The sequence below is a fragment of the Thiocapsa roseopersicina genome, from assembly GCF_900106925.1.
Taxonomy (GTDB): domain Bacteria; phylum Pseudomonadota; class Gammaproteobacteria; order Chromatiales; family Chromatiaceae; genus Thiocapsa; species Thiocapsa roseopersicina.
The window spans coordinates 19,207-38,899 of sequence record NZ_FNNZ01000003.1; the positions used below are offsets into that span (position 1 = coordinate 19,207).

Annotated in this window: 16 protein-coding genes; 5 read left to right on the plus strand and 11 right to left on the minus strand. The window is 64.6% G+C overall.

Annotation, left to right across the window (positions count from 1 at the left end):
- Window positions 1-92: 92 nt before the first annotated feature.
- The 7 genes from BLV04_RS04265 to BLV04_RS04295 form a co-directional block, all read right to left on the minus strand.
- Window positions 93-3,635: a mechanosensitive ion channel domain-containing protein gene (locus BLV04_RS04265; RefSeq protein ID WP_093028500.1), complete on the minus strand. Its 3,543-nt coding sequence runs from the start codon at window positions 3,633-3,635 to the stop codon at window positions 93-95.
- Between the two features lie 386 nt (window positions 3,636-4,021).
- Window positions 4,022-4,285, minus strand: coding sequence for a rubredoxin (locus BLV04_RS04270; protein ID WP_245731707.1), 264 nt, complete (start codon window positions 4,283-4,285; stop codon window positions 4,022-4,024).
- On the minus strand, window positions 4,282-5,142 hold the full coding sequence (locus BLV04_RS04275; protein WP_245731708.1) for a hydrogenase expression/formation protein: 861 nt from the start codon (window positions 5,140-5,142) through the stop codon (window positions 4,282-4,284). Before BLV04_RS04275 ends, BLV04_RS04270 begins: the two co-directional genes overlap by 4 nt.
- Window positions 5,139-5,792 carry a HyaD/HybD family hydrogenase maturation endopeptidase gene (locus BLV04_RS04280; RefSeq protein WP_093028973.1) on the minus strand — a complete coding sequence of 218 codons (654 nt, stop codon included), beginning with the start codon at window positions 5,790-5,792 and terminating at the stop codon, window positions 5,139-5,141. Before BLV04_RS04280 ends, BLV04_RS04275 begins: the two co-directional genes overlap by 4 nt.
- A 41-nt stretch (window positions 5,793-5,833) precedes the next feature.
- Entirely contained in the window at window positions 5,834-6,526 is a 693-nt protein-coding gene (gene cybH, locus BLV04_RS04285; RefSeq protein WP_093028975.1) for a Ni/Fe-hydrogenase, b-type cytochrome subunit, read from the minus strand.
- Between the two features lie 242 nt (window positions 6,527-6,768).
- The gene (locus tag BLV04_RS04290) at window positions 6,769-8,559 is read right to left on the minus strand and encodes a nickel-dependent hydrogenase large subunit (protein WP_093028504.1); all 1,791 of its coding nucleotides are present in this window, start codon (window positions 8,557-8,559) and stop codon (window positions 6,769-6,771) included.
- Entirely contained in the window at window positions 8,556-9,638 is a 1,083-nt protein-coding gene (locus tag BLV04_RS04295) for a hydrogenase small subunit (RefSeq protein WP_093028506.1), read from the minus strand. The genes BLV04_RS04290 and BLV04_RS04295 overlap by 4 nt, the downstream gene beginning before the upstream one ends.
- Window positions 9,639-10,054: 416 nt before the next feature.
- On the opposite strand from BLV04_RS04295, the gene BLV04_RS04300 reads away from it, so the two are divergent.
- The 5 genes from BLV04_RS04300 (at window position 10,055) to BLV04_RS04320 (ending at window position 14,774) form a co-directional block, all read left to right on the plus strand.
- Window positions 10,055-11,341 carry an efflux RND transporter periplasmic adaptor subunit gene (locus tag BLV04_RS04300; protein ID WP_245731709.1) on the plus strand — a complete coding sequence of 429 codons (1,287 nt, stop codon included), beginning with the start codon at window positions 10,055-10,057 and terminating at the stop codon, window positions 11,339-11,341.
- Between the two features lie 53 nt (window positions 11,342-11,394).
- On the plus strand, window positions 11,395-12,066 hold the full coding sequence (locus BLV04_RS04305; RefSeq protein WP_371828629.1) for an ABC transporter ATP-binding protein: 672 nt from the start codon (window positions 11,395-11,397) through the stop codon (window positions 12,064-12,066).
- Window positions 12,066-13,271, plus strand: coding sequence for an ABC transporter permease (locus tag BLV04_RS04310; protein ID WP_093028510.1), 1,206 nt, complete (start codon window positions 12,066-12,068; stop codon window positions 13,269-13,271). The genes BLV04_RS04305 and BLV04_RS04310 overlap by 1 nt, the downstream gene beginning before the upstream one ends.
- 105 nt (window positions 13,272-13,376) lie before the next feature.
- Window positions 13,377-13,922, plus strand: a complete 546-nt coding sequence (locus BLV04_RS04315) for a DUF1415 domain-containing protein (protein WP_093028512.1) — start codon at window positions 13,377-13,379, stop codon at window positions 13,920-13,922.
- Window positions 13,923-13,955: 33 nt separating this feature from the next.
- Entirely contained in the window at window positions 13,956-14,774 is an 819-nt protein-coding gene (locus BLV04_RS04320; protein ID WP_093028514.1) for an arsenite methyltransferase, read from the plus strand.
- Window positions 14,775-15,003: 229 nt separating this feature from the next.
- Here BLV04_RS04320 and BLV04_RS04325 read toward each other — a convergent pair whose 3' ends face one another.
- The 4 genes from BLV04_RS04325 to BLV04_RS04340 all read right to left on the minus strand — a co-directional run bounded on the left by BLV04_RS04325 (window position 15,004) and on the right by BLV04_RS04340 (window position 19,425).
- Window positions 15,004-15,453 carry a coiled-coil domain-containing protein gene (locus tag BLV04_RS04325; RefSeq protein ID WP_093028516.1) on the minus strand — a complete coding sequence of 150 codons (450 nt, stop codon included), beginning with the start codon at window positions 15,451-15,453 and terminating at the stop codon, window positions 15,004-15,006.
- Window positions 15,454-15,521: 68 nt separating this feature from the next.
- Window positions 15,522-17,714 carry a cytochrome c3 family protein gene (locus tag BLV04_RS04330; RefSeq protein WP_093028518.1) on the minus strand — a complete coding sequence of 731 codons (2,193 nt, stop codon included), beginning with the start codon at window positions 17,712-17,714 and terminating at the stop codon, window positions 15,522-15,524.
- Window positions 17,711-18,370: a cytochrome b/b6 domain-containing protein gene (locus tag BLV04_RS04335; protein WP_093028520.1), complete on the minus strand. Its 660-nt coding sequence runs from the start codon at window positions 18,368-18,370 to the stop codon at window positions 17,711-17,713. Before BLV04_RS04335 ends, BLV04_RS04330 begins: the two co-directional genes overlap by 4 nt.
- A complete protein-coding gene (locus tag BLV04_RS04340) occupies window positions 18,370-19,425 on the minus strand; it encodes a cytochrome c3 family protein (protein WP_175534496.1) in 1,056 nt (351 codons plus the stop codon). The genes BLV04_RS04335 and BLV04_RS04340 overlap by 1 nt, the downstream gene beginning before the upstream one ends.
- Window positions 19,426-19,693: the final 268 nt, after the last annotated feature.

Sequence of the window (19,693 nt, forward strand, 5' to 3'; positions counted from 1 at the left end):
GCGGGATTCGGTCTCGATGGGATATCGCCTGTTTGCCGATTTGAACCGCATAGACAGGATGGGCGCAAGGCTTCGCGCGTCGCGATCGCGCATCATGGATGTCCCGGTGCAGCCGAGCCGGGGGCGTCTCCGGGGCGGACCGCATCCGCCGATGGGCCGTGATCATCGGCTGCGCCGTCGCGCAGGCGGATGTCGCGTCGCGGCAGGCCGATCGGAATGCCGGCGGCCCGCAACCGGTTGTCGATGGCGTTGATGATCTCGCCGCGGATCAGCATCCGGTCCGCCATCGCCGGCAAGAAGAAGCGCACCATCAAATCCAGCCCGCGCTCGCCGAACGCGTGCACCATGACAGTGGGTGCCGGGTCCGTCATCACACGCGGATCCTCCGAGACCACCGCATCGAGGATGCGCAATGCCGTCTCGGTATCGCTGCCGTACTCGATGCTGACCAGAATCTCGCCGCGGTTGATCTGATCGGACAGGGTCCAGTTGATGACCTCGCCGGTGATCAGCTCCTTGTTTGGCACCAGCAGCTCGCGCTGATCCCAGGTGCGGATGGTGGTCGCGCGAATCTCGATGCGGGTGACCACGCCGCTTTGTTCGCCGATGGTGACGGTATCGCCCACCCGCACCGGCCGCTCGAACAGGATGATGAGCCCGCTGATGAAGTTGGCGACGATCTCCTGCAGGCCGAAGCCGATGCCCACGCCGAGCGCCGCGACCAGCCATTGGATTTGTTGCCAGGAGAGCCCGAGGCGCCCGGCGATCATCAGCACGGCGACCGCGGTCATGGCGTAGCCGCTCAGGGCGATGATCGTGTAGCGCCCGCCGGCGCTGATGCCGGTGTTCTTCAGCAGCAGAATCTCGAGCAGGGCCGGCAGGTGACGCACGGCGATGACGGTCACCGTGACGATCACCAGGATGCTGGCCAGATCCGCCAAGGTGATCGGCAAGGAGCGGGCAACACCGTCCACCGTCGTGCCGGTGCTCCACAAGGTGATTCGCTCGAGCACGTTCAGTGCGGGCAGCACGTCGGACCAGAGGATCCAGAGACCCACTCCGGCGCCCACCGCAATCAGTGCGTTCAACAGCTTGCGGGTCTCGCTGTCCAGGGCGACCAAGTCGACCGGCTGATCGTCCGCGGCGGGGTCCGAATCCGGCTTCGGCGACATGCCGCCCTCGCCGGATTCAGCCTCGGCCTTCTGCTGCGCCTCCCGGCGGTTTCGGCGTTCTGCCGCCTGGCGCAGCGCGAGCTGTCGGCGGGTCACCAGCAGCCAGCGCACGATGGATTGATGCAGCACGACCAGGCCGAGCAGCAGCCAGAACTGCTCGAACCAGACATAGAAGAGTGTGGCCGCCGTGTATTGGAATCCGGCAAGCGTCAGCACGGCCGCAGCCAAGGGCACCGAGATGGCCAGTGGATACCAGAGGTAACGCAGCTTCTCGGCGAGGCCCTCGGGCGCGTCGGCGAGTGCGTCCCGGACCACCCCGCGGCGCGGATGCAGGCTGATGGCCAGTAGGATCGCGCTGCCCAGGGTGACGGCGGTCAATGCCAGTCGCCCGAGGGTCGCGGCCTGAACCTCGCCGAGCGGTCCGACCAGTGCGGCGATGAAGCCCAGCGGGATCAGCACCCAGATGGCCGTATCCAGAGCACGCGCCAACCCCTGGATCGTCTTGCTGCGCCATCGAAAGTGCCGCTCCGCCAAGCCGCCCTTCATGCACAGGAGACGGAAGGCGCGCAGGTAATAAAGCCCTGGTGCGATGAGCAAGAGTGCGTCCCCCACCCGATAGGGAAAGGGGTTCGAGGTCGCTGTGTCGATCAGGACCAACCCGAGCACGGCCAGCAGCAACGGCGCCGGTGCCGCCAGCACGAGCGTGAGTCCGATCGCCCGGAGTGTATAGCCGAAGCGGTCTGTACTGGCTCGGAGCAGGGGCGCGGCGGTCGCGCGGATACGCCGTCGCAAACCCCGATCGACGGCGAGCAGCAGGGCGACCGCGAGCAGACCGAGCCACAAGATCCAGGTACCGGCGATACCGGTGCCCAGCGTTTGGAGGACGAGGAGCCAGTTGGAGGGTCGGATCAGATCACCGATGATCTCCGGCAGCGCGGCGAAGCTCTGCTGGGTGATCGGCACATGGCTGCGCATCCACAACAGATGCTCGGCCAGAAACTCTCGGTACTCCAGGGCCAGGGCGTGCAGCTTGTCGGCCGCGAGATCGAGCTCGGCCAGGGCGCGCAGCTGCCGCTCCCCGCCCGTGATCGCGCGCTCCAGCAGGTCGATCCGGCGGGCGACCTGCTCGTCCAACTGTCTCTTCAGTGTCGTTCCGGCTCCCGGTTCCGCGGGTTGAGTGTCGGCGGCGGTGCGGGTCGCTTCGCCGTTGTCCAGTGCGAGCAGCTCCTCGCGCCAGCTCAGGATGGCGAGCGTCGCCTCGGCCGTAGCGTTCGCTCGCTCCGCGGCTTGCCGACGCAGCTCACGCGTATCCGGGAGCCGGTCGCGCTGATCGAGCAGAACGCGGCCCAGGGCTTGGTTCAAGCCTGCGGCGGCGATGCGCTGGCGGTCGTTGGCGAGGTCCTGCGTGAGCACCGTGGTGGCGGACAGGGTCTCCGCGCGGGCCGCCTCCGCCTCTTCGGTGCCATGGTTGATCACGCCGATGGCCTCGGCGAGCGCTGCGTTTGCCTGCGCCAGCTCGCGTACCCGCGGGTGGGCATCGGCGGCGGCCGCCTTCGCGGCCTCGGTGGCGACCAGGACGCGCTCGGACTCGGCGCGACGCAACCGCTCCTCCTCGGCCTGCAGTCGAGCCTGGCGCGCCAGCGCACGGTCCAAGGCGAGCCGTGCCTCGTCGCGCTGTGCCAAGGCCAGCTCACGGCGTGCATCGGCGCCCGCCAGTCGCTGCTCCAGCACCTGCGTCTCGACCTGCAGCAGGCTGCGCTGGCTCTCCAGCAGCCAGCGTCGGGCGCGTGCTTCAAGGCCGTCGGAGCCGATGGCCAGGGCGCCGGCCAGCTCGTCGTCCAGGTCCAGCGTGCGTTGGCGCAGCTCGGCGAGCTCTCGGCGCCAGAGCGGCAGTGCGTCGCGCGTCTCCTCGAGTCCCTGCTCCAGAGCGGTCAGCCGATCTTCCAAGGCCGCAGCGGCTGCCGCTTCTCGGGCCAGCATGCTTTGCACCGCGGCCGGGTCGGTCCCGGCGGGTAGATCGAGCGGTTCCTCGGCGAGCGGTGTGTCAGCACTCAGACGTGCGCGGATGGCTGCGGTCTGCCCCGGTGCCTCTGCAAGCGTCTCGCGCAGGTCGGCCAACGCGCCTTTGGCTTCGGCCAGCGCGGCGAGGTTGTCGAGCACGCGTCGATACTGGCCCGTGAGCCGCTCTCGCGCCTCCTCGGAGAGCTCGGGAGCGCCTTCGATCCGGGCGATGCTTGCGGCGACGTCGTCGCGGTCCAGTCCCGAGCCGGATGACACATCGGCATTCGCGGTAGACGGCGCTGCGGATTGAACCGCAGGAGCACCGATCGCCAGGAGCAGGGTCAGCGCGACTGCACGCAGGTCGGGGCGCCTGACGGTGGGAGTGGGTCGCGCACGGGGTTGTGGGCCGCTGCCGGCCATGACGGACGCGCTTGCGCGAGATGTCGCGGGTCGTTGGGTCATGACGTGCAGAAGCGCCGTCCAGTCGGCTTCGGATCGATGGCGAGCGGCGGCTCACGCGTGTCGAGCCGCACGTCTCGGGTCGCGGGTCCGTCGTTCCGGGCCTGCGTCCCTGCCTGTTAAACCTCCGGGTGATTATCCCGGATCCGGCAGGCGAGCGCCTCTTGAATGCGGCGACACGGCCGTGCACGACAGGCGGGTTGAAACGCCCGTGGATCCTTCAACCTGAAAAGAGTAGTTGAACCGCAAAGGCGCAAAGGACGCAAAGGCTTTCAATGCCTTGCTTCAATGCCGCCATTCACCCAAAGGGTGAACGTCATTCGCATTACAAATTCTTGTTTTTCTTTGCGTCCTTTGCGCCTTTGCGGTTCGAAATGCCGGATTTAGGTTCAGGGCTGGTGAGGCCGATCCGTTGACGCGAGGGTCTCGCTGGAGCGCAAGAAGCTGGATTTATCGCTGTCGCAACGCGGACAGCGCCAGTTGTCGGGGAGGTCGTCGAAGGCGGTGTCGGGCCGCACCTGCCCGATGGGATCTCCCTCGGCAGGGTCGTAGAGGTACCAGCAGATACGGCATTCCATGCGTGAATCGGCGGGCCGTGCGCCGGTATCGACGGGGTCCTCATCCGGTCCGTCGACACCCGTGCTCGGGTTCAACCCAATGCCTCGAGAATCTCCGCCAGCCGGTCGCGGCTGTCGTCGATGTCCTCCTGTGCGGCCAGTGCCGCGATCGGGACATCCGTGACCTCGAGCGTGCTCAGGATGAGACGATCATCCGAGTTGAAGTGTTGTACCCACCAGACCTGCCGAATGCCGCCGGCGACGATCCGGCAGCTGCCGTAGCCGCGCGAGAGGATGGTCGCGCGCCCCCGGCCGAGGCGCTCGTCGAGATAGGCGTGATCCTGCTCCGTCATGGGAAGCAGGGTCAGATTGATGATGTGGGCCGGGGTGCCGGGACGCCATTCGGCGACCTTGGCCTCGATCTCGGCGATCAGCGCCGGGGCGTTCATGACACCGTCCGGGAGATCCCCGACGGGTCCGATCGTCTCGGTCGTGCCGAGAAAGGCGGTGTCCCTCACGAAGCTCGGGATCTCGGCTACCTCGATCAGCTCGCGGCCCGCACCGCTGTCAGATGCGGGGACGTGCAGCCGCCAGACTCCGGCCAGGCGGGTCTCCTGCGCGCGGGTGTCCTCCACACCCTGTTGAATGACACTGACCTCGCCCTCGCCGAGGGTCTGGTCGACAAGCTGGCGATCGAGGGTGTCGAGCGGGCCCAGATCCAGGATATCCGCCGGCTGGCCAACGCGATGCTCTGCGAGCACGTCGTGCAGGCGCCGCAGCAGATCAAGTCCGGCAGCGCAGTCCTCCAGCTCCTCCGGCTCGGGCAGTAGTGGGGCTTGATAAGTCGCCATGCCTTTCGGCATCGAGAGATAGTCGGGGCCTTCCTCGACCACGACGCTGAAGGGCGTACCCGGCATCCGCCGTGTCTCCGTGAGGTCTCTTGGTATCGTCATGCTCGCTCTCCGCGGTGGATCGCCCGGCCGGACAGGCTCGCCAGGAAGCGTTCGTCGCCGATGCGGCAGGCGACCTCCGGTGCCGGTCGGCCGGCTTCGTAGGCGTTCAGTGCAAGGGATGGATGGGGCAGATCATGGGTGTCGACGCTCGAATCGCTGCGCGGCTGCGCGACGACACCGAACTGCGCCAGATACTCCAACGCCATCGCGATCGCCGGGGCGATCCGCGCCTTGACCTCCGGGCGCAGGCTGCCGCCGAAGTCGTCCAGCTCGACCGGCTGCACGCCGATCAGGAGCAGATGCTCCGGGTAGTCGCCGAGCATGGCCGCAAGCGCGAGCACCTCCTGGAAGCCGGTCTGGTGCAGGCTCATCTTCTTGGCGCCGAGGAACCGCGGCACCTCGTCGCCCTCGACCCGCTTCATGGCGCCGGGCGGCAGGCCGTAATCGACCGCGTCGAAAACCACCAGCACATCGGCCGTGCGCACCCGGTCGACCAGATAGATCCCCTGGGTCCCGCCGTCGAGCAGCTGCACGTTGGACGACATCACCCAGTCGCGTTGCATCGCCTCCACCGCGCGCACGCCGAAGCCTTCGTCGGCCCAGAGGAGGTTGCCGATACCCAGGACGAGGATGGCCGGATCGGTTCCCATCGGAGCGGGTCGGATGGAAATCGGTCGGATCGAACCGGGACTCATGGCCGATCATCCTTGAACATCCGCCAGCCGCTGATCATGGTGCTGATCAGGCTTTGGCGCGACATGATGTCCTCGCGGATAGCGGTGTAGACGTGCAGCATGACGAAGATGACGATCACCCACATGCCCCAATGGTGCCACATGCGCACGTCCTGGCTCTGGCCCACGAAGGGGATGACCCACCCGAACATCTCGTCCTGCCAACTGCCGAGACCGGTCTGCTCCGAATAGAGCGCGAATCCGGTGACGATCATCACCAGACCGCCGACGGTAATGATGACCACCATAAAGAGGTGAGCCAGCGGATTGTGGCCGATATACTTGGCCGGCTCCACCTCCTTGAAGGCATACCAGCGAACCTCGTGAATCAGCTCGTGCCAGAAGCGCGCGCGCCAGAAGGGCAGGGTGAACAATTGATGCGAATAGCGGTTACCCGCGAAGGCCCAGTAGATGCGGAAGAGGAAGGCGATCACGAAGACATAGGCTGCGGCGAAATGCGCGAAGCGGATATAGCCCATCGCATAGTGATCACTCGCCTCGCCGGACAATGTCGGGAGCGGGCTCCCGATCAGATAGCCGCTGATGGCCAGGATCGTGATGGAGAGTGCATTGATCCAATGCCAGGCCCGCAAGGGTGCCTGATAGACATAGACCGCGGTCTGTTTGACGTGTGGAAGGCTGGTGTTCATGGCGTTGTCCCGGATGTTGGTCAGGCGGATCTCGGCTGTCGGTGCACCCGGCGCGGAGCGCCTCCCGGCTCGCGACACCGCTCTTGCGGTGTCGCGAGACTGATGTGAGGCTCGGTGTCCGAAGCGACATTTCCCGTCGTGTTCCCCCGAAAATAATCACCTAAAACGCGTCCCCGCCGAGTCCGCATGCTGCGTCGAGACTGAAATAACCCCGAACCCATCAAACGGACTCGAGACGCGTCTTAGCGGACCTTGACCCTGGTGAGCTCCTCCCCGTCCGGACCCATGATGTGCGTTGCGCAGGCCAGGCAAGGATCGAAGCTGTGCAGCGTGCGCAGGATCTCCAGGGGCTCGTCCGCCTTGGCCAGCGGGGTGTTGAGCAGCGACGCCTCGAAGGCCCCGATGTTCCCCGCCGGGTCGCGCGGCGAGCCGTTCCAGGTCGTCGGGACGACTGCCTGATAGTTGTCGATCTTGCCGTCCTTGATGACGATCCAGTGTCCGAGCGCCCCGCGCGGGGCCTCGGTCGTGCCCACACCGCGTGCCTGCTTCGGCCAGGTCTTGGGATCCCAGTTGTCGACATTGGCCGTCGCCGTGTCGCCGGCCTTGATGTTGGCGACCAGCTTGTCCTGGAAATAGCGCATCTTGTGGGCCGCCCAGGACGCCTCCAGCCCGCGTGCGGCGGTGCGACCCAGGGTCGAGAAGATCGCCTCGAGCGGCAGTCCGAGATCGGTCAGCACCTTGTCGACTGGCTCCTTGAACTCCTGGATACCCTTGGCGTAGCCGATGACATAGCGCGCCAGCGGGCCGACCTCCATGGCATGCCCGCGCCAACGCGGTGCCTTGATCCAGGAATACTTGGCCTGCTCGTCGAGCGCCTCGATGCGGGTGCGGGTGCCCACCGCGTTGGGCCCGAGCACGAAGTTGGGCTCGGTGACTCCGTCCCAGGGATGCAGACCGCGGGTCTCGTCCTTGTAGCTGAACCAGGAGTGATCGACGAATTCCTGGATCTCTTCCGGGTTGCGCAGGTCGATCTCGTGGATCTCGTTGAGATTGCCGTTGATGATGGCTCCGCGCGGCAGGAGCAGGTTCTCCGAGGACATGTCGTTGGCATGATCCGGGATGTCGCCGTAGGACATCACCGCCTGACTGCTCAGCCCGCCGCCGTAGGTCCAGTCCTTGTAGAAGGAGGCGATCGCGATCAGGTCCGGGATGTAGACCTTGTCGATGAACTCGATGGTCTGGTCGATGATGCTGCTGACCAGATTCAGCCGCTCCATGTTGATCGCGCCGACCGCGCCCGTGCCGTCGACGTTGATGGCGCAGGGCATCCCGCCGACCAGCCAATTCGGATGCGGATTCTTGCCGCCGTAGACGGTGTGGATCTTGACGATCTCCTTCTGGAAGTCGAGCGCCTCCAGATAGTGGGTCACCGCCATCAGGTTGGCCTCGGGCGGCAATTTGTAGGCCGGACTGCCCCAGTAGCCGTTCATGAAGGGCCCGAGCTGACCCGACTCCACGAAGCGCTTGAGTCGATTCTGCACGTCGCGGAAATAGCCCGGCGATGACTTGGGCCAGTCGCTGATGCTCTGCGCAAGCGCGCTCGTCGCCTTCGGATCGGCACCGAGTGCGGAGACCACGTCCACCCAATCCAGCGCATGCAGGTGATAGAAATGCACCAGGTGGTCGTGCGCCTGGAGCGTGAGCTGCATGATGTTGCGGATGGAGTTGGCGTTCTCCGGGATCGCGATCCCGAGCGCATCCTCGACCGCGCGCACCGAGGTCAGGGCATGAGTGCCGGTGCAGACGCCGCAGATCCGCTCCGTGAAGGCCCAGGCGTCGCGCGGATCGCGACCGCGCAGGATGACCTCGAGCCCGCGCCACATGGTGCCGGTGCTGACGGCGTTGCGGATCACGTTGTTCTCGTCGAGATTCACCTCGCAGCGCAGGTGTCCCTCGATGCGGGTGACCGGGTCGACGACGAGACGTCGCCCGGCGGTATCGAGCTCGAAGCCGTTGGCCGTGACGACGCTCATGCTTGATCATCTCCCTTCTTGTCTTGGGCGTGTTTGTAGACGCTGACGGCCGCATGGGCGGCAATTGCCGCACCCACGCCGGTCGCGACGGCGATGCCGGTGCGATCCGCATTGGCTTCGATGCCGAAGGCGTGGGTATCGGTGACGTGCTGATAGAAGCTGCCCTTGTCCCAGAAGCCGTCCTCGGAGCAGCCGATACAGCCGTGTCCGGACTGGATCGGGAAGGAGACCCCGCCGTTCCAGCGGATCGTCGAGCAGGCGTTGTAGGTGGTCGGTCCCTTGCAGCCCATCTTGTAGAGGCAGTAGCCGCGGCGCGCCGCCTCGTCGTCCCAGGCTTCGACGAACTGGCCGGCGTCGAAGTGCGGTCGGCGATAGCACTTGTCGTGGATGCGTTGCCCGTAGAACATCAGCGGGCGACCCTGGCGGTCGAGCTCCGGCAGACGATCGAAGGTCAGGATATAGGTCAGGACCCCGGTCATGACCTCGGCAATCGGCGGACAGCCCGGCACCTTGATGACCGGCTTGTCGCGGATGACCTCGTGGACCGGGGTGGCGCGCGTCGGGTTGGGACGTGCCGCCTGGACACAGCCCCAGGAGGCGCAGGAGCCCCAGGAGACGACGGCCTTGCAGCTGTCGGCCATCTCCAGAAGCTGCTCGACGAAGGGTCGGCCCCCGACGATACAACTCATCCCGTCCTGATTGAGCGGCGGGTTGCCCTCGACCGCGAGGATGTAATTCCCGGCGTGCTTGTGACGAACCTCCTCCAGGATCGCCTCCGCCTGATGTCCGGCAGCCGCCATGATGACGTCGTCGTAATCCAGCGAGATCATCGAGAGGATCACGTCCGACACCAGCGGATGCGCGGAGCGGATGAAGGACTCGGAGCAGCAGGTGCATTCGAGCCCATGGATCCAGACCACCGGGATGCGCGGCTTGGTCTCCATCGCGTGCGCGATCTTCCCGGCGAAGGCCGGCGCAAGCCCGAGCGCGGTGGCCGTCAGGCTGCAGAACTTGAGGAAGCTGCGGCGCGTGATCCCCCGGCGCCGCATGACCTCGTAATAGGTTTCGGTGGTTGGCATCTGGTTGTCGTCCCCGCGGTTCGTCGGCGCCTGGATGGAGCCGGACGGTCGAGGCGATGTAAGCACATGTGATGCCATCTACCATTCGAATTAGGAAACATGATGTTGCGTTCAAGCGATGCCCGGGGCTCACGCTGAGATGTCAAGTAAGTAAGCGCCGGTCCAGGTTAAATGCAAAGCAGCTTTGCAGGGCTGCTCAAGCCCCGGCGCATGTGCGGTCTTCCGCGTTCAACGCTTTGCGGCCTCGTACCGGATACAGTATTTTCCTCGGATGCTCTCTCGGCCTGACCCGGGAGGCCCGATCGCGGCAACCATTCCTTCGCCCTCCCCATTTTTTCCCCACTTGTTCGCTAGCCTGGATGGAACCTCGTCGGCCGCCGGAGCAGCCGACTCGATCCCTTCGGACTGCTTGAGCCATGACCCGAGAATCCAACGTCCCCACCGAGCCGATCGACCGTCCAAGCGACTCGGATCGAGCCGCCCCGCCTCGCCGACGCCTGCTTCGTGTCGCGCTGATGGCCTTGGTGCTGCTCGGTCTTGCAGCCGGGACGAGCGTTTGGCTGACGAGTCGTCCGGAGACCGGAATAAGCTTCGAGACGGCCGAGGTCGAGCGCGGCGATCTGAGGATCAAGGTCACCGCGACCGGGTCGCTGCAGCCGGTCAATCAGGTGGATGTCGGCACGGAGGTGTCCGGCACCATCGTCCGGGTGGCGGTTGATTTCAACGATCGCGTGGAGACCGGCCAGATCCTCGCCGAGCTGGATCCGGACCAGTCCCGGGCGAAGACCCGCCAGTCGGAGGCGGCTCTGGCGCTGGCTGAGGCCAGTGTGCTGGAGGCTCAGGCGACGGTGACCGAGACCGCGAACAAGCTGCGGCGCACGCGGGACATGATCGAGAAGCGACTGGCCTCGCCCGAGGAGTTGGACAGTGCCGTGGCGAACGCCGAGCGTGCGCTCGCGTCGCTTGCCGTCGCGCGGGCGAAGGTCGCCCAGGCACAGGCGGAGCTCGACGCGAATCGCCGCACCCTCGAGAAGACCGTGATTCGCTCGCCCATCGACGGCATCGTCCTGCTGCGTCAGGTCGAGCCCGGACAGACGGTCGCCGCGTCGCTCCAGACCCCGGTGCTCTTCAACCTGGCCGAGAACCTGGCGCAGATGGAACTCAAGGTGGCCATCGACGAGGCGGACGTGGGCCAGGTGGCGGTCGGTCAGTCCGCCGAGTTCGTCGTCGATGCCTATCCGGACCGTCGGTTTCCGGCGACCATCGCTCAGGTGCGTTTTGCCCCCGAGACCGTGAGCGGCGTGGTGACCTATGCCGCGCTGCTGGACCTGGATAACTCGGACCTCGCCCTGCGTCCCGGTATGACGGCCACGGCCGAGATCCTGGTTCAGGCATCGGATGACGTGGTCCTGGTCCCGAATGCGGCCTTGCGCTTCAATCCGCCACAGGACGCCGTCCCCAAGCGGGGCGCATCCAGCCTGCTCGGCATGCTCATGCCGCGACCGCCCGCGGCCGCGAAGCGTCCCCGCACGCCCGAAGAGCGCTCGGGGAAGGAGGCGCAGGTCTGGATCTCGACCGACGGCGAGCCGACGCGCGTTCCGGTCAAGGTCGGGGAGAGCGACGGGATCATGACGCAGGTCCTGGACGACAGCCTGGCTCCCGGGACACGCGTGCTGGTCGACGTCGAGCGCAAGAAGCCCTGACCATGGCCGACGCGACCTCCGATAGATCCGGCCCTTTGATCGAGCTCCGCCGCGTGACCAAGGTCTACGGGCGCGGCGACGCGGCCGTCCATGCCTTGGCCGGGGTCGACCTGCGCATCGAGCAGGGCGAGTTCGTCGCCGTGATGGGGCCGAGCGGATCGGGCAAATCGACCGCGATGAATATCCTGGGCTGCTTGGACACGCCCAGCTCCGGGTCCTACCGCTTCCGGGGCGTTGCCGTCGAGACGCTCGGTCGCGACCAGCGCGCACTCTTGCGACGCCGTGACCTGGGTTTCGTCTTCCAGGGCTTCAATCTGCTCAACCGGACCTCGGCCCTGGAGAATGTCGAGCTGCCTTTGATCTATCGACGCACCCCGCGCGCGGAGCGCCATGCCTTGGCGCAGCGCGCTTTGGCGCTGGTCGGCCTGAACGGTCGGGAGGGACACACGCCGGGCGAGCTCTCCGGCGGTCAGCAGCAACGCGTCGCCATCGCGCGCGCCATCGTCACGGACCCGCATCTGCTCCTTGCCGACGAGCCGACCGGGAATCTGGATTCGGTCCGCAGTCACGAGATCATGACCCTTTTGGGCGGACTGAACCGCGATCGCGGCATTACGATCCTGATGGTCACGCACGAGCCCGAGATGGCGGCCTACGCGCATCGCGTCGTCCATTTTCTCGACGGCCGCGTGGTCGACGAGAGCGCGCCGGAGCAGAGGTCCTGATGCTCTGGAACACACTCCTGTTGGCCCTGCGCGAGATCCGCCGAAACGTCCTGCGCTCGGTTCTGACCATGCTGGGCATCGTCATCGGCGTGGCGGCGGTCATCGTCATGGTGACCCTCGGCGACGGTGCGACCCGTCAGGTTACGGCCCAGATCGAAAGTCTCGGGACCAACCTGCTGATGATCACCATGGGCCAACGCATGGGGCCGGGATCTGGCTCCAACGCACCGCCCTTCACCTTGGAGGACGTGGCCGCGGTGCAGCGCGAGATCGGCGCCGCGAGTGCCGTGGCCGGCTCGGCGAGTCAGGCCATGACGGCCGTGGTGGGCAACAGCAATTGGTCGACCACGGTGACCGGCAGCGACAACCGCTTCTTCGCGGTGCGTAACTGGACGTTGGACGACGGGCGGCTCTTCACCGAGCCCGAGCAGCGCGCCGGACGGGCGGTGTGCGTGATCGGGGCGACGGTGCGCCGGGAGCTGTTCGGGTACCAGGATCCCATCGGTCAGAAGATCCGACTCAAGCAGATCGCCTGCGAGGTGATCGGGCTTCTCGCAAGCAAGGGTCAGAGCGCCATGGGCTCGGATCAGGACGATCTTGTGGTCATGCCGCTGCGAACCTTCCAGCGGCGTGTCGCGGGCAATCAGGACATCAACCTGATCCAGCTTTCGGTCCGCGAGGGCGACTCCACCGAGCAGGTCAAAGCGGACATCGAGCGGATGATGCGCGAGCGTCGCCACGTCCACCCGGCCGATCAGGACAACTTCTCGGTGCGCGACATGAAGGAGATCGCGACCATGCTGACCGGGACCACGCGGGTGCTGACGGCTCTGCTCAGCGCCGTGGCCGCGGTCAGCCTCTTGGTCGGGGGCATCGGCATCATGAACATCATGCTGGTCTCGGTCACCGAGCGCACCCGCGAGATCGGCATCCGTCTGGCCATCGGGGCGCTCGAGCGCGAGGTCTTGATGCAGTTTCTGGTGGAGGCGGTGGTCCTGTCGTCCCTGGGCGGACTGCTCGGTATCCTGCTTGCGTTGGTCGCCTCCATTGGACTGGCGAGCCTGCTGCAGGTGCCTTTCGTGCTCAACGGCCCCATCATCCTGATCGCCTTCCTGTTCTCGGCCGCGGTGGGAGTCGTCTTCGGTTATTTCCCCGCGCGCCGAGCGGCCAGGCTGGATCCGATCGAGGCGCTGCGGCATGAGTGACCGCCCGAGCGTACGGTGACGTCCCAGCCCCTGTCGCGGGAGCTGCGCGAGTCTCTCGGCGCAGCGGCGAATGAACAGATCCAATAGCGGGAATGAGCGAAGCTGATGGTTGTTGAAACCGAGCAAGTCATCGAGCGCACCAAAAAATGGATCTCCGAGGTCGTGATCGGATGTCGTATGTGTCCCTTCGCGGCAAAAGAGTTCAATCGCGGCTCAATACACTATCGCGTCGAAATCGACTCCGACATGGAAGCCTGTCTTCGGGCATTTCTCGAGGAGTGCCGTCGCCTCGATGAAAACCCGTCGATCGAGACAACGCTGCTGATCCTGCCCGGGGCCTTCCCGGATTTCGACGATTATCTCGAATTGGTCGAAATGGCGGAGGCGCTTCTGGATGCGGAAGGCTACGAAGGCTGCTACCAGGTCGCCGGTTTTCATCCCGAGTATCGGTTTGCAGATGCGCCCGAAGATGACCCTGCAAACTATACGAACAGATCGCTCTATCCGATGTTGCACCTGCTCCGCGAAGAGAGCATCGAACATGTGCTGGACCGATACCCTGATGCGGATGCTATCCCTGAAAGAAACATCGCATTCGCCCGCGAGAAGGGGCTTGAGTCTATGAAGGCGCTGAGGGACGCCTGTTTGTAATTCGTTCACGGCATGACCCGAGGGGAGATCCGAATGAAAAACAACGAGCAAGACAGCCTTCGCCAAGCGGTGCGCGATCGCTACGGCGCAACGGCACGAGCGGCGACGGCGGGAGAGGGGTCCGATTGCTGCGCACCGTCTTCTGCGGGCGGCTGTTGCGCGCCCGTGCCGATCCAATCGATCCTGCTCGGATACAGCGAGGCCGAGACCGCTGCCGTACCCGAGGGTGCGAATCTCGGCTTGGGTTGCGGCAATCCCCAAGCGATCGCCGCGCTGAAGCCGGGCGAAACGGTGTTGGACCTGGGCAGCGGCGCCGGATTCGATTGTTTTCTTGCCTCCCGCCAAGTCGGCGAGACAGGTCGCGTCATCGGCGTCGACATGACACCGGAGATGCTGACCAAGGCGCGCCGCAACGCGGAGGCGCACGCGGAGGCGGTCGGGCATCGCAACGTGGAATTTCGACTCGGCGAGATCGAGAACCTGCCGCTGGCGGATGGCTCGGTCGACGTCATCATCTCGAACTGCGTTATCAACCTGTCTCCGGACAAAGCCCGTGTCTTCGCGGAGGCATTTCGGGTGCTCAAGCCGGGCGGTCGACTGGCCATCTCGGACATCGTCGCGACCGCCGAGCTGCCGGACGACCTGCGGTCGGACCTGTCGCTCTACACCGGGTGCATGGCGGGGGCGGCCCGGATCGAGGTGCTTGAGCAGATGCTCAAGGGCGCGGGATTCGATCAGGTGAGCGTGTCGCCGAAGGACGAGAGCCGAGACTTTATTCGGGACTGGGCCCCGGGAACGCCGGTCACGGACTATCTGGTCTCGGCGAGTATCGAGGCGATCAAACCGGGCTAAACCGCGTCCAGAGCGACATGCGTCGTTTTCATTGCGCGTTTGGCTTCGGAGATATCCTCGATCCCAGTGAGACGCGGTTTAGAATTTAAGATTTTTAATACTTTAAACTGCGCCGGCTCCGACAGTCGTCGGAACCGGCGCGGCCAAGCTACTCCGACAAGTGACACATACCGCACCGGGGGCGGTTTAATTGCGATCGGCGCGAGGGCGGCGAGCTCGCGCGGTCTCTTCAAAGGAGCTTAACCAAGGCCGCAAGCGCAGCAACTTGGCCCAGCATCAGCGGGACCATCCACTTGAGTAGATCGACCTTGGTGCGCTCGATCGCGGCATGGAGGTTGGCAATATCCTTCTGGACCTCGTGACGAAGCTCGGCGATGTCCTTCTGGACCTCCCCTCGCAACTCGGCGATGTCCTTCTGAACCTCGCCCCTTAGCTTGGCGATCTCCTTGTGCATGTCCGCACGAAGCTCGGCGATGTCTTTCTTGAGCTCGCTTCTGACCTGCTCGATTTCCTTTTGGAGCCGCAGCTCGGATTCGCGGACATCCGACCGAAGGGCTACATCGCCGCCTCGCGGCCATTGTTGCTCCAAGGCATCAATGGTATCGACGATGAGGCGAAAGCGCGTCGTATCGTCCGGCGCCTCGGTCAGGCTCTCATAGAGTCTCAGTGCGAGTCCCATGCGGTGCTCCCGATATCGAGTGACCCGGTCGGCGCGATCTTGAGGATCGGGCCTGCCCGGGAGGCGAACTAGCCGCCGTCCGTCGCGGAGAGGCTTGCCGCGGGGCGGAGATTCTCGACGATGTCGAGGTTCTCGAGCTCCGCTGCACGCTCCTGCGAGTAGCCCAAGGCACGATAATCCAGGATGCCGCTCGGCGAATGGCATTCGACGCAGTCGCGACCCACGGATTGAATGCCGTGGTTGACCATGAGCGAGCCCATCTGACGCATCCACTTTGGCTCGACGTTCTTGAGCTTGCCATCGACCAGCGGGTAATCGGTCTTCCATCCACCGCTGACCCCGAAATAAGCCATGAACTCATCCATCATATAGAGCTTGAAGGGCTCCTGGTACATCCGCTGCACGATGGGATCGCGGATCGCCTGCTTCACGGACGCGGCCGTGTCGCCCGTCTCGTAGTAGGTCGCGTAATCGAACGGCAGGATCATGGCGCCGAACGGGCCTTGATTACCCATGTCCTCGTACATCATCGCGTTGAACAGCTTGAAGGGATAGATGCGGCTTTGGCCGTCGTTCATGTGCGCACGCAGATTCTCATCCAGCATCCGGCGCCGCTCGTCCAATTGCTCGGGCGTGAGCTGGGAAAGCGGGTCGGTCGCGGCCTCGACATAGGCGTCCAAGTCGATATCCGGATAGGTCTTCTTCAGCTCGAGCGCCTTCTCGCGCACGGCGGCGACGATCTCCGGATCATCGATCCGGGCGAGTTGCCGCATCAGCGGGTCGTACTCGGTCGAACCGTTGGGATTGTTGCCCAAGGCGTTCGCCAGGAAGGTGCCGTTGCCGTTGAACCAGAGGAAGGTGAACCCCTTGTTGACCTCGCCGGACCGATAGACGTCGGTGGGCGTGAAGATGCCTTCTTCCGCATCCCAGGTCGGGTGCACCCAATCGCGGAGCACGACGTTGTTGTCCTGAAGATCCCTGATATGACAGGTTTCGCAGGCGATCCGATCCAGATGCCCGTTGAGCAACGCCTTGTGCTCGGAACGGTTGTGCGGCGCGATGCTGTGACATGTGACGCACGAGACCTCGACATCCGGTAGATCGTTGGCGACCAGATCGACACCCATCCTGCCGCGCGGGATCTTGTGGCCTTCGGGGACATGGCAATCGGTGCACTGAAGACCCGCCGCGGCATGGACGTCGTCCTGAGGGCTGAAGGGGTTGCCGCGCTTGGCGCCGGTGTGGAGCAGGCGCCGGTGCTGCTTCCCGAGCGCTTGTGCGGCCTCGTTGTGCAGATAAGCATCCCCGCCCATGTTGTGCTGATGACAGTTCAGACAGTTCTTGGTCGTCGCTCGGCCGACGGTGAGGGCGGCGCGCATCGTGCGGTCCTGATTCCAGCGCAGTCCGACATGATCCCGGATCACATACCTCTGGTTCATGTCGTATTCGGTGGAATGACAGATCAAGCAGTCGATACCCTCCTTGGCGACATCGGGCACGTCGCCGATCGGCATCATCTTTTCGGTCGCCGGCTGATAGTTGCCGCCGATATGGCATTGGCCGCAGCCTTCGCTGCGTAATTCAACCTCGCCATGGGTGGACTCTGGTCGACTCTCCACCAGCGCTGCCCAGCCGGTCCAGGAGAAGCTTCCGGGGATCCCGCAGGCCCGATTGATCTTGCCGACCGGGATCGGACGGCTGCCCTCGGCGTTCACCTGGCGTCCGTCGTAGCCGTAGGTCGAGAAGCCGCCGCCTCCATCGCTCTGGAACTTGAAATGGACCGAGTTGACGATGTCGTCGAGTGTGTCGACCTCGGAGGTACGCCCGTCGTGATGCCGGACCTTGATGGTGGCGTGACACTGCAGGCAGGTCTGGGGTCCTTCGTATTGCAGGATACTCGCATCACGAAAATACTTGATATGCGTCGGCTCGTGCTCGCGCATGAAGGACTGCGTGTTCATGAGCATCTCGACCTTGACCCGGCGGGCGAAGGCATTGTCGTCTTGCCCGACGATCGCCTCGGCGGCCGCACGGCGCGCGCTCAGCGAGAGCTCGGTCGCCATCGCTTCGAGCTCGGCCTCGCTGATCGGCTGACTGTTGGCGTAGGTCAAAGGGGCGTTTGATTTGCCCACGTAGGCGTCGAAAACGATCGGATACACCACCTTGTAGAGCACGAACAGGACAAGTAGTCCGACCGCGACCGTCATGAGAAGCCGACGTGCGTTCTTGGGTGTCAGCAGGGTTTTGGCGAATGCGTTCATGGCGTCTCACGCCGGGCCGGAGCCGTGGTCTCGGTGCGGGGCGCATCGGTTTCGCGATGCCAACCGGTGATCATGGCGCGGAGATTCGAAAAGACCGTATCGCCGGTGGTGATGATGTACATGTGTACCAGGAGGAAAAGGGCCAGCAGATAGCTGACGACGACATGCGTCATGGCGACGACCCAAACGCTGCCGAGGCCGAACAGGGTCTCCGGCAGATAGATCGAATAGAGAAAGGCCCAGCCGCTGAGGATGAGGATCGGCATCAGTCCGTACATGACGCCGAGATAGCTGAGCTGTTGAAGTGTGTTGAACTTCATGGCTTCGGTGACGTGGAATGGATGCGGCTCCAGCCGAAAGATTCCGATCATGTAGTAGCGTGTCTGGGCGATCAAATCCCCGATGAGCGTGCGAAACCGGACACGATAGTGGCGCGCATTCTGGCTCCTGGCATTGACGACGACGAAGCCGATCCAGCCGATGGTCAGTAGAATCCCGGCAGTATTGTGGACCACTCGCGCGGTGGCGAAGGGCATCAGCCAATCGGCTCCGGCGTAATGCATGCTGACCCCGGAGGCGATCAAGGTCAGGAACAAGAGCGCATTGATCCAGTGCCAAAGTCGCAGCCAAGCCGGATAGAGATACAGCGATGTCATCATCCTCTCCTGTTTGCCCGACGGACGAGATAGCGACCGACGCCGTGCGCCGCGAGCAGCAGAACCATCAGACCCATGATCGCCAGGCTGAGTCGGTCGAGCGCCGGGCTCTTGCTCATGCCGACCACATAAGCCTCGTTGAAGACGGCCTTGGCGAGCAAGCCGCTGCGGGCGATGTCTTCCTCGGATTGGAAGTGATAAAGCCGCGCGAGGAGCTGCGGGTTCGCTGAGTGACAGCTCACACAATTCTTCTCGCTTTTCTCGGCCGGCAGAACTTCATGATTCGCAAAGTCCGCGACGGGCGTGTGGCATTCGACGCATCGCACCGATGCCCAGTGAGCGTCGCGGTTCGGCAGCCAGTCATGGCTGGTGTTGGTGGGTGCGATCAGCTTCCCATGGCAAGACAGGCAGACCTCGTTGTGGTTCCGTACGATCTGCGCGATCGGCTCCCCGACCGCGGCCGGGCGGAAGCGGTGCGGGTCGTGACAGGAGTGACAGCTGAAGCCCACCGCCTTCGGCGAGTCGGAGACCGCGTGGACGCTGCGCTTGAACTCGGCATCGATGTCGACCCACCCTCGGCTCAGGTTTTGGTCGTCGTCCTCGTGACAGCCGATACAGTCCAGATCGCCCGGAGCGGGCCGGTCCGGATGCGGGTAGCGTCGATAGCTGCGGCGATGACAGTCGATGCAGGCCAGCTCGCCGTGAACCGAGTGCGCTAGCCCCTCGCGATCGATCGACAGATCGACGATCTCGCCGCTTTCGGGATTGCGGTAGGCCAGCGTCGGCATGGCATGACAGCGCAGGCAGCCATGGCGATCCGATGCGGCCTCGGAGTGCTCGACCTCTTCCCCGGCGCGTCCCGGATCCGCGGCAGCCGCTTCGGCGTGCGCGGCGGGGGTGCCGAGCACGATCACGCAGAGCCAAACGGCGAGCAGCAAGCGACCGCAGCGCGTTCCTCCCGTCGACGATGCGAGACGGTCCCTGTCGGTCGGATCCGGATGGTCGAGACGGATCCCGATGGCACTTGCGGCCACACGGTTGCGAGCTGGGTTCATTTCACATCCTGATGGTCGTGATGAGCATGGATTCATCCGTGTCGACGCTCCGTCATGTTGCCGACGAACCGCCCGGTGCTGCGCGGCAGCAGGACAAGCAATCGGTGAATTTCATGACGAATCGAGGGACAGAACCCACGGCCGCCTGCCGGGAAAGTTGGACTGCTCGTTTCGATCTTACGCGTCCTCTTGCTCCGGTTCCAGGCTTCGCCGGGCACCCGTTGCGGCTCGGGTGGACATCGCTGAATCCGAGCGGTCGCGTGAGGAT

What these genes read in the sequence shown, in the direction of transcription:
- BLV04_RS04315 (WP_093028512.1), top strand. Translation starts at nt 13,377, where the DNA reads ATGGTTGTTGAAACCGAGCAAGTCATCGAGCGCACCAAAAAATGGATC.
- BLV04_RS04330 (WP_093028518.1), bottom strand. Translation starts at nt 17,714, where the DNA reads ATGAACGCATTCGCCAAAACCCTGCTGACACCCAAGAACGCACGTCGG.
- BLV04_RS04335 (WP_093028520.1), bottom strand. Translation starts at nt 18,370, where the DNA reads ATGACATCGCTGTATCTCTATCCGGCTTGGCTGCGACTTTGGCACTGG.
- BLV04_RS04280 (WP_093028973.1), bottom strand. Translation starts at nt 5,792, where the DNA reads ATGGGAACCGATCCGGCCATCCTCGTCCTGGGTATCGGCAACCTCCTC.
- cybH (WP_093028975.1), bottom strand. Translation starts at nt 6,526, where the DNA reads ATGAACACCAGCCTTCCACACGTCAAACAGACCGCGGTCTATGTCTAT.
- BLV04_RS04320 (WP_093028514.1), top strand. Translation starts at nt 13,956, where the DNA reads ATGAAAAACAACGAGCAAGACAGCCTTCGCCAAGCGGTGCGCGATCGC.
- BLV04_RS04310 (WP_093028510.1), top strand. Translation starts at nt 12,066, where the DNA reads ATGCTCTGGAACACACTCCTGTTGGCCCTGCGCGAGATCCGCCGAAAC.
- BLV04_RS04275 (WP_245731708.1), bottom strand. Translation starts at nt 5,142, where the DNA reads ATGACGATACCAAGAGACCTCACGGAGACACGGCGGATGCCGGGTACG.
- BLV04_RS04265 (WP_093028500.1), bottom strand. Translation starts at nt 3,635, where the DNA reads ATGACCCAACGACCCGCGACATCTCGCGCAAGCGCGTCCGTCATGGCC.
- BLV04_RS04340 (WP_175534496.1), bottom strand. Translation starts at nt 19,425, where the DNA reads ATGAACCCAGCTCGCAACCGTGTGGCCGCAAGTGCCATCGGGATCCGT.
- BLV04_RS04325 (WP_093028516.1), bottom strand. Translation starts at nt 15,453, where the DNA reads ATGGGACTCGCACTGAGACTCTATGAGAGCCTGACCGAGGCGCCGGAC.
- BLV04_RS04295 (WP_093028506.1), bottom strand. Translation starts at nt 9,638, where the DNA reads ATGCCAACCACCGAAACCTATTACGAGGTCATGCGGCGCCGGGGGATC.
- BLV04_RS04300 (WP_245731709.1), top strand. Translation starts at nt 10,055, where the DNA reads ATGACCCGAGAATCCAACGTCCCCACCGAGCCGATCGACCGTCCAAGC.
- BLV04_RS04290 (WP_093028504.1), bottom strand. Translation starts at nt 8,559, where the DNA reads ATGAGCGTCGTCACGGCCAACGGCTTCGAGCTCGATACCGCCGGGCGA.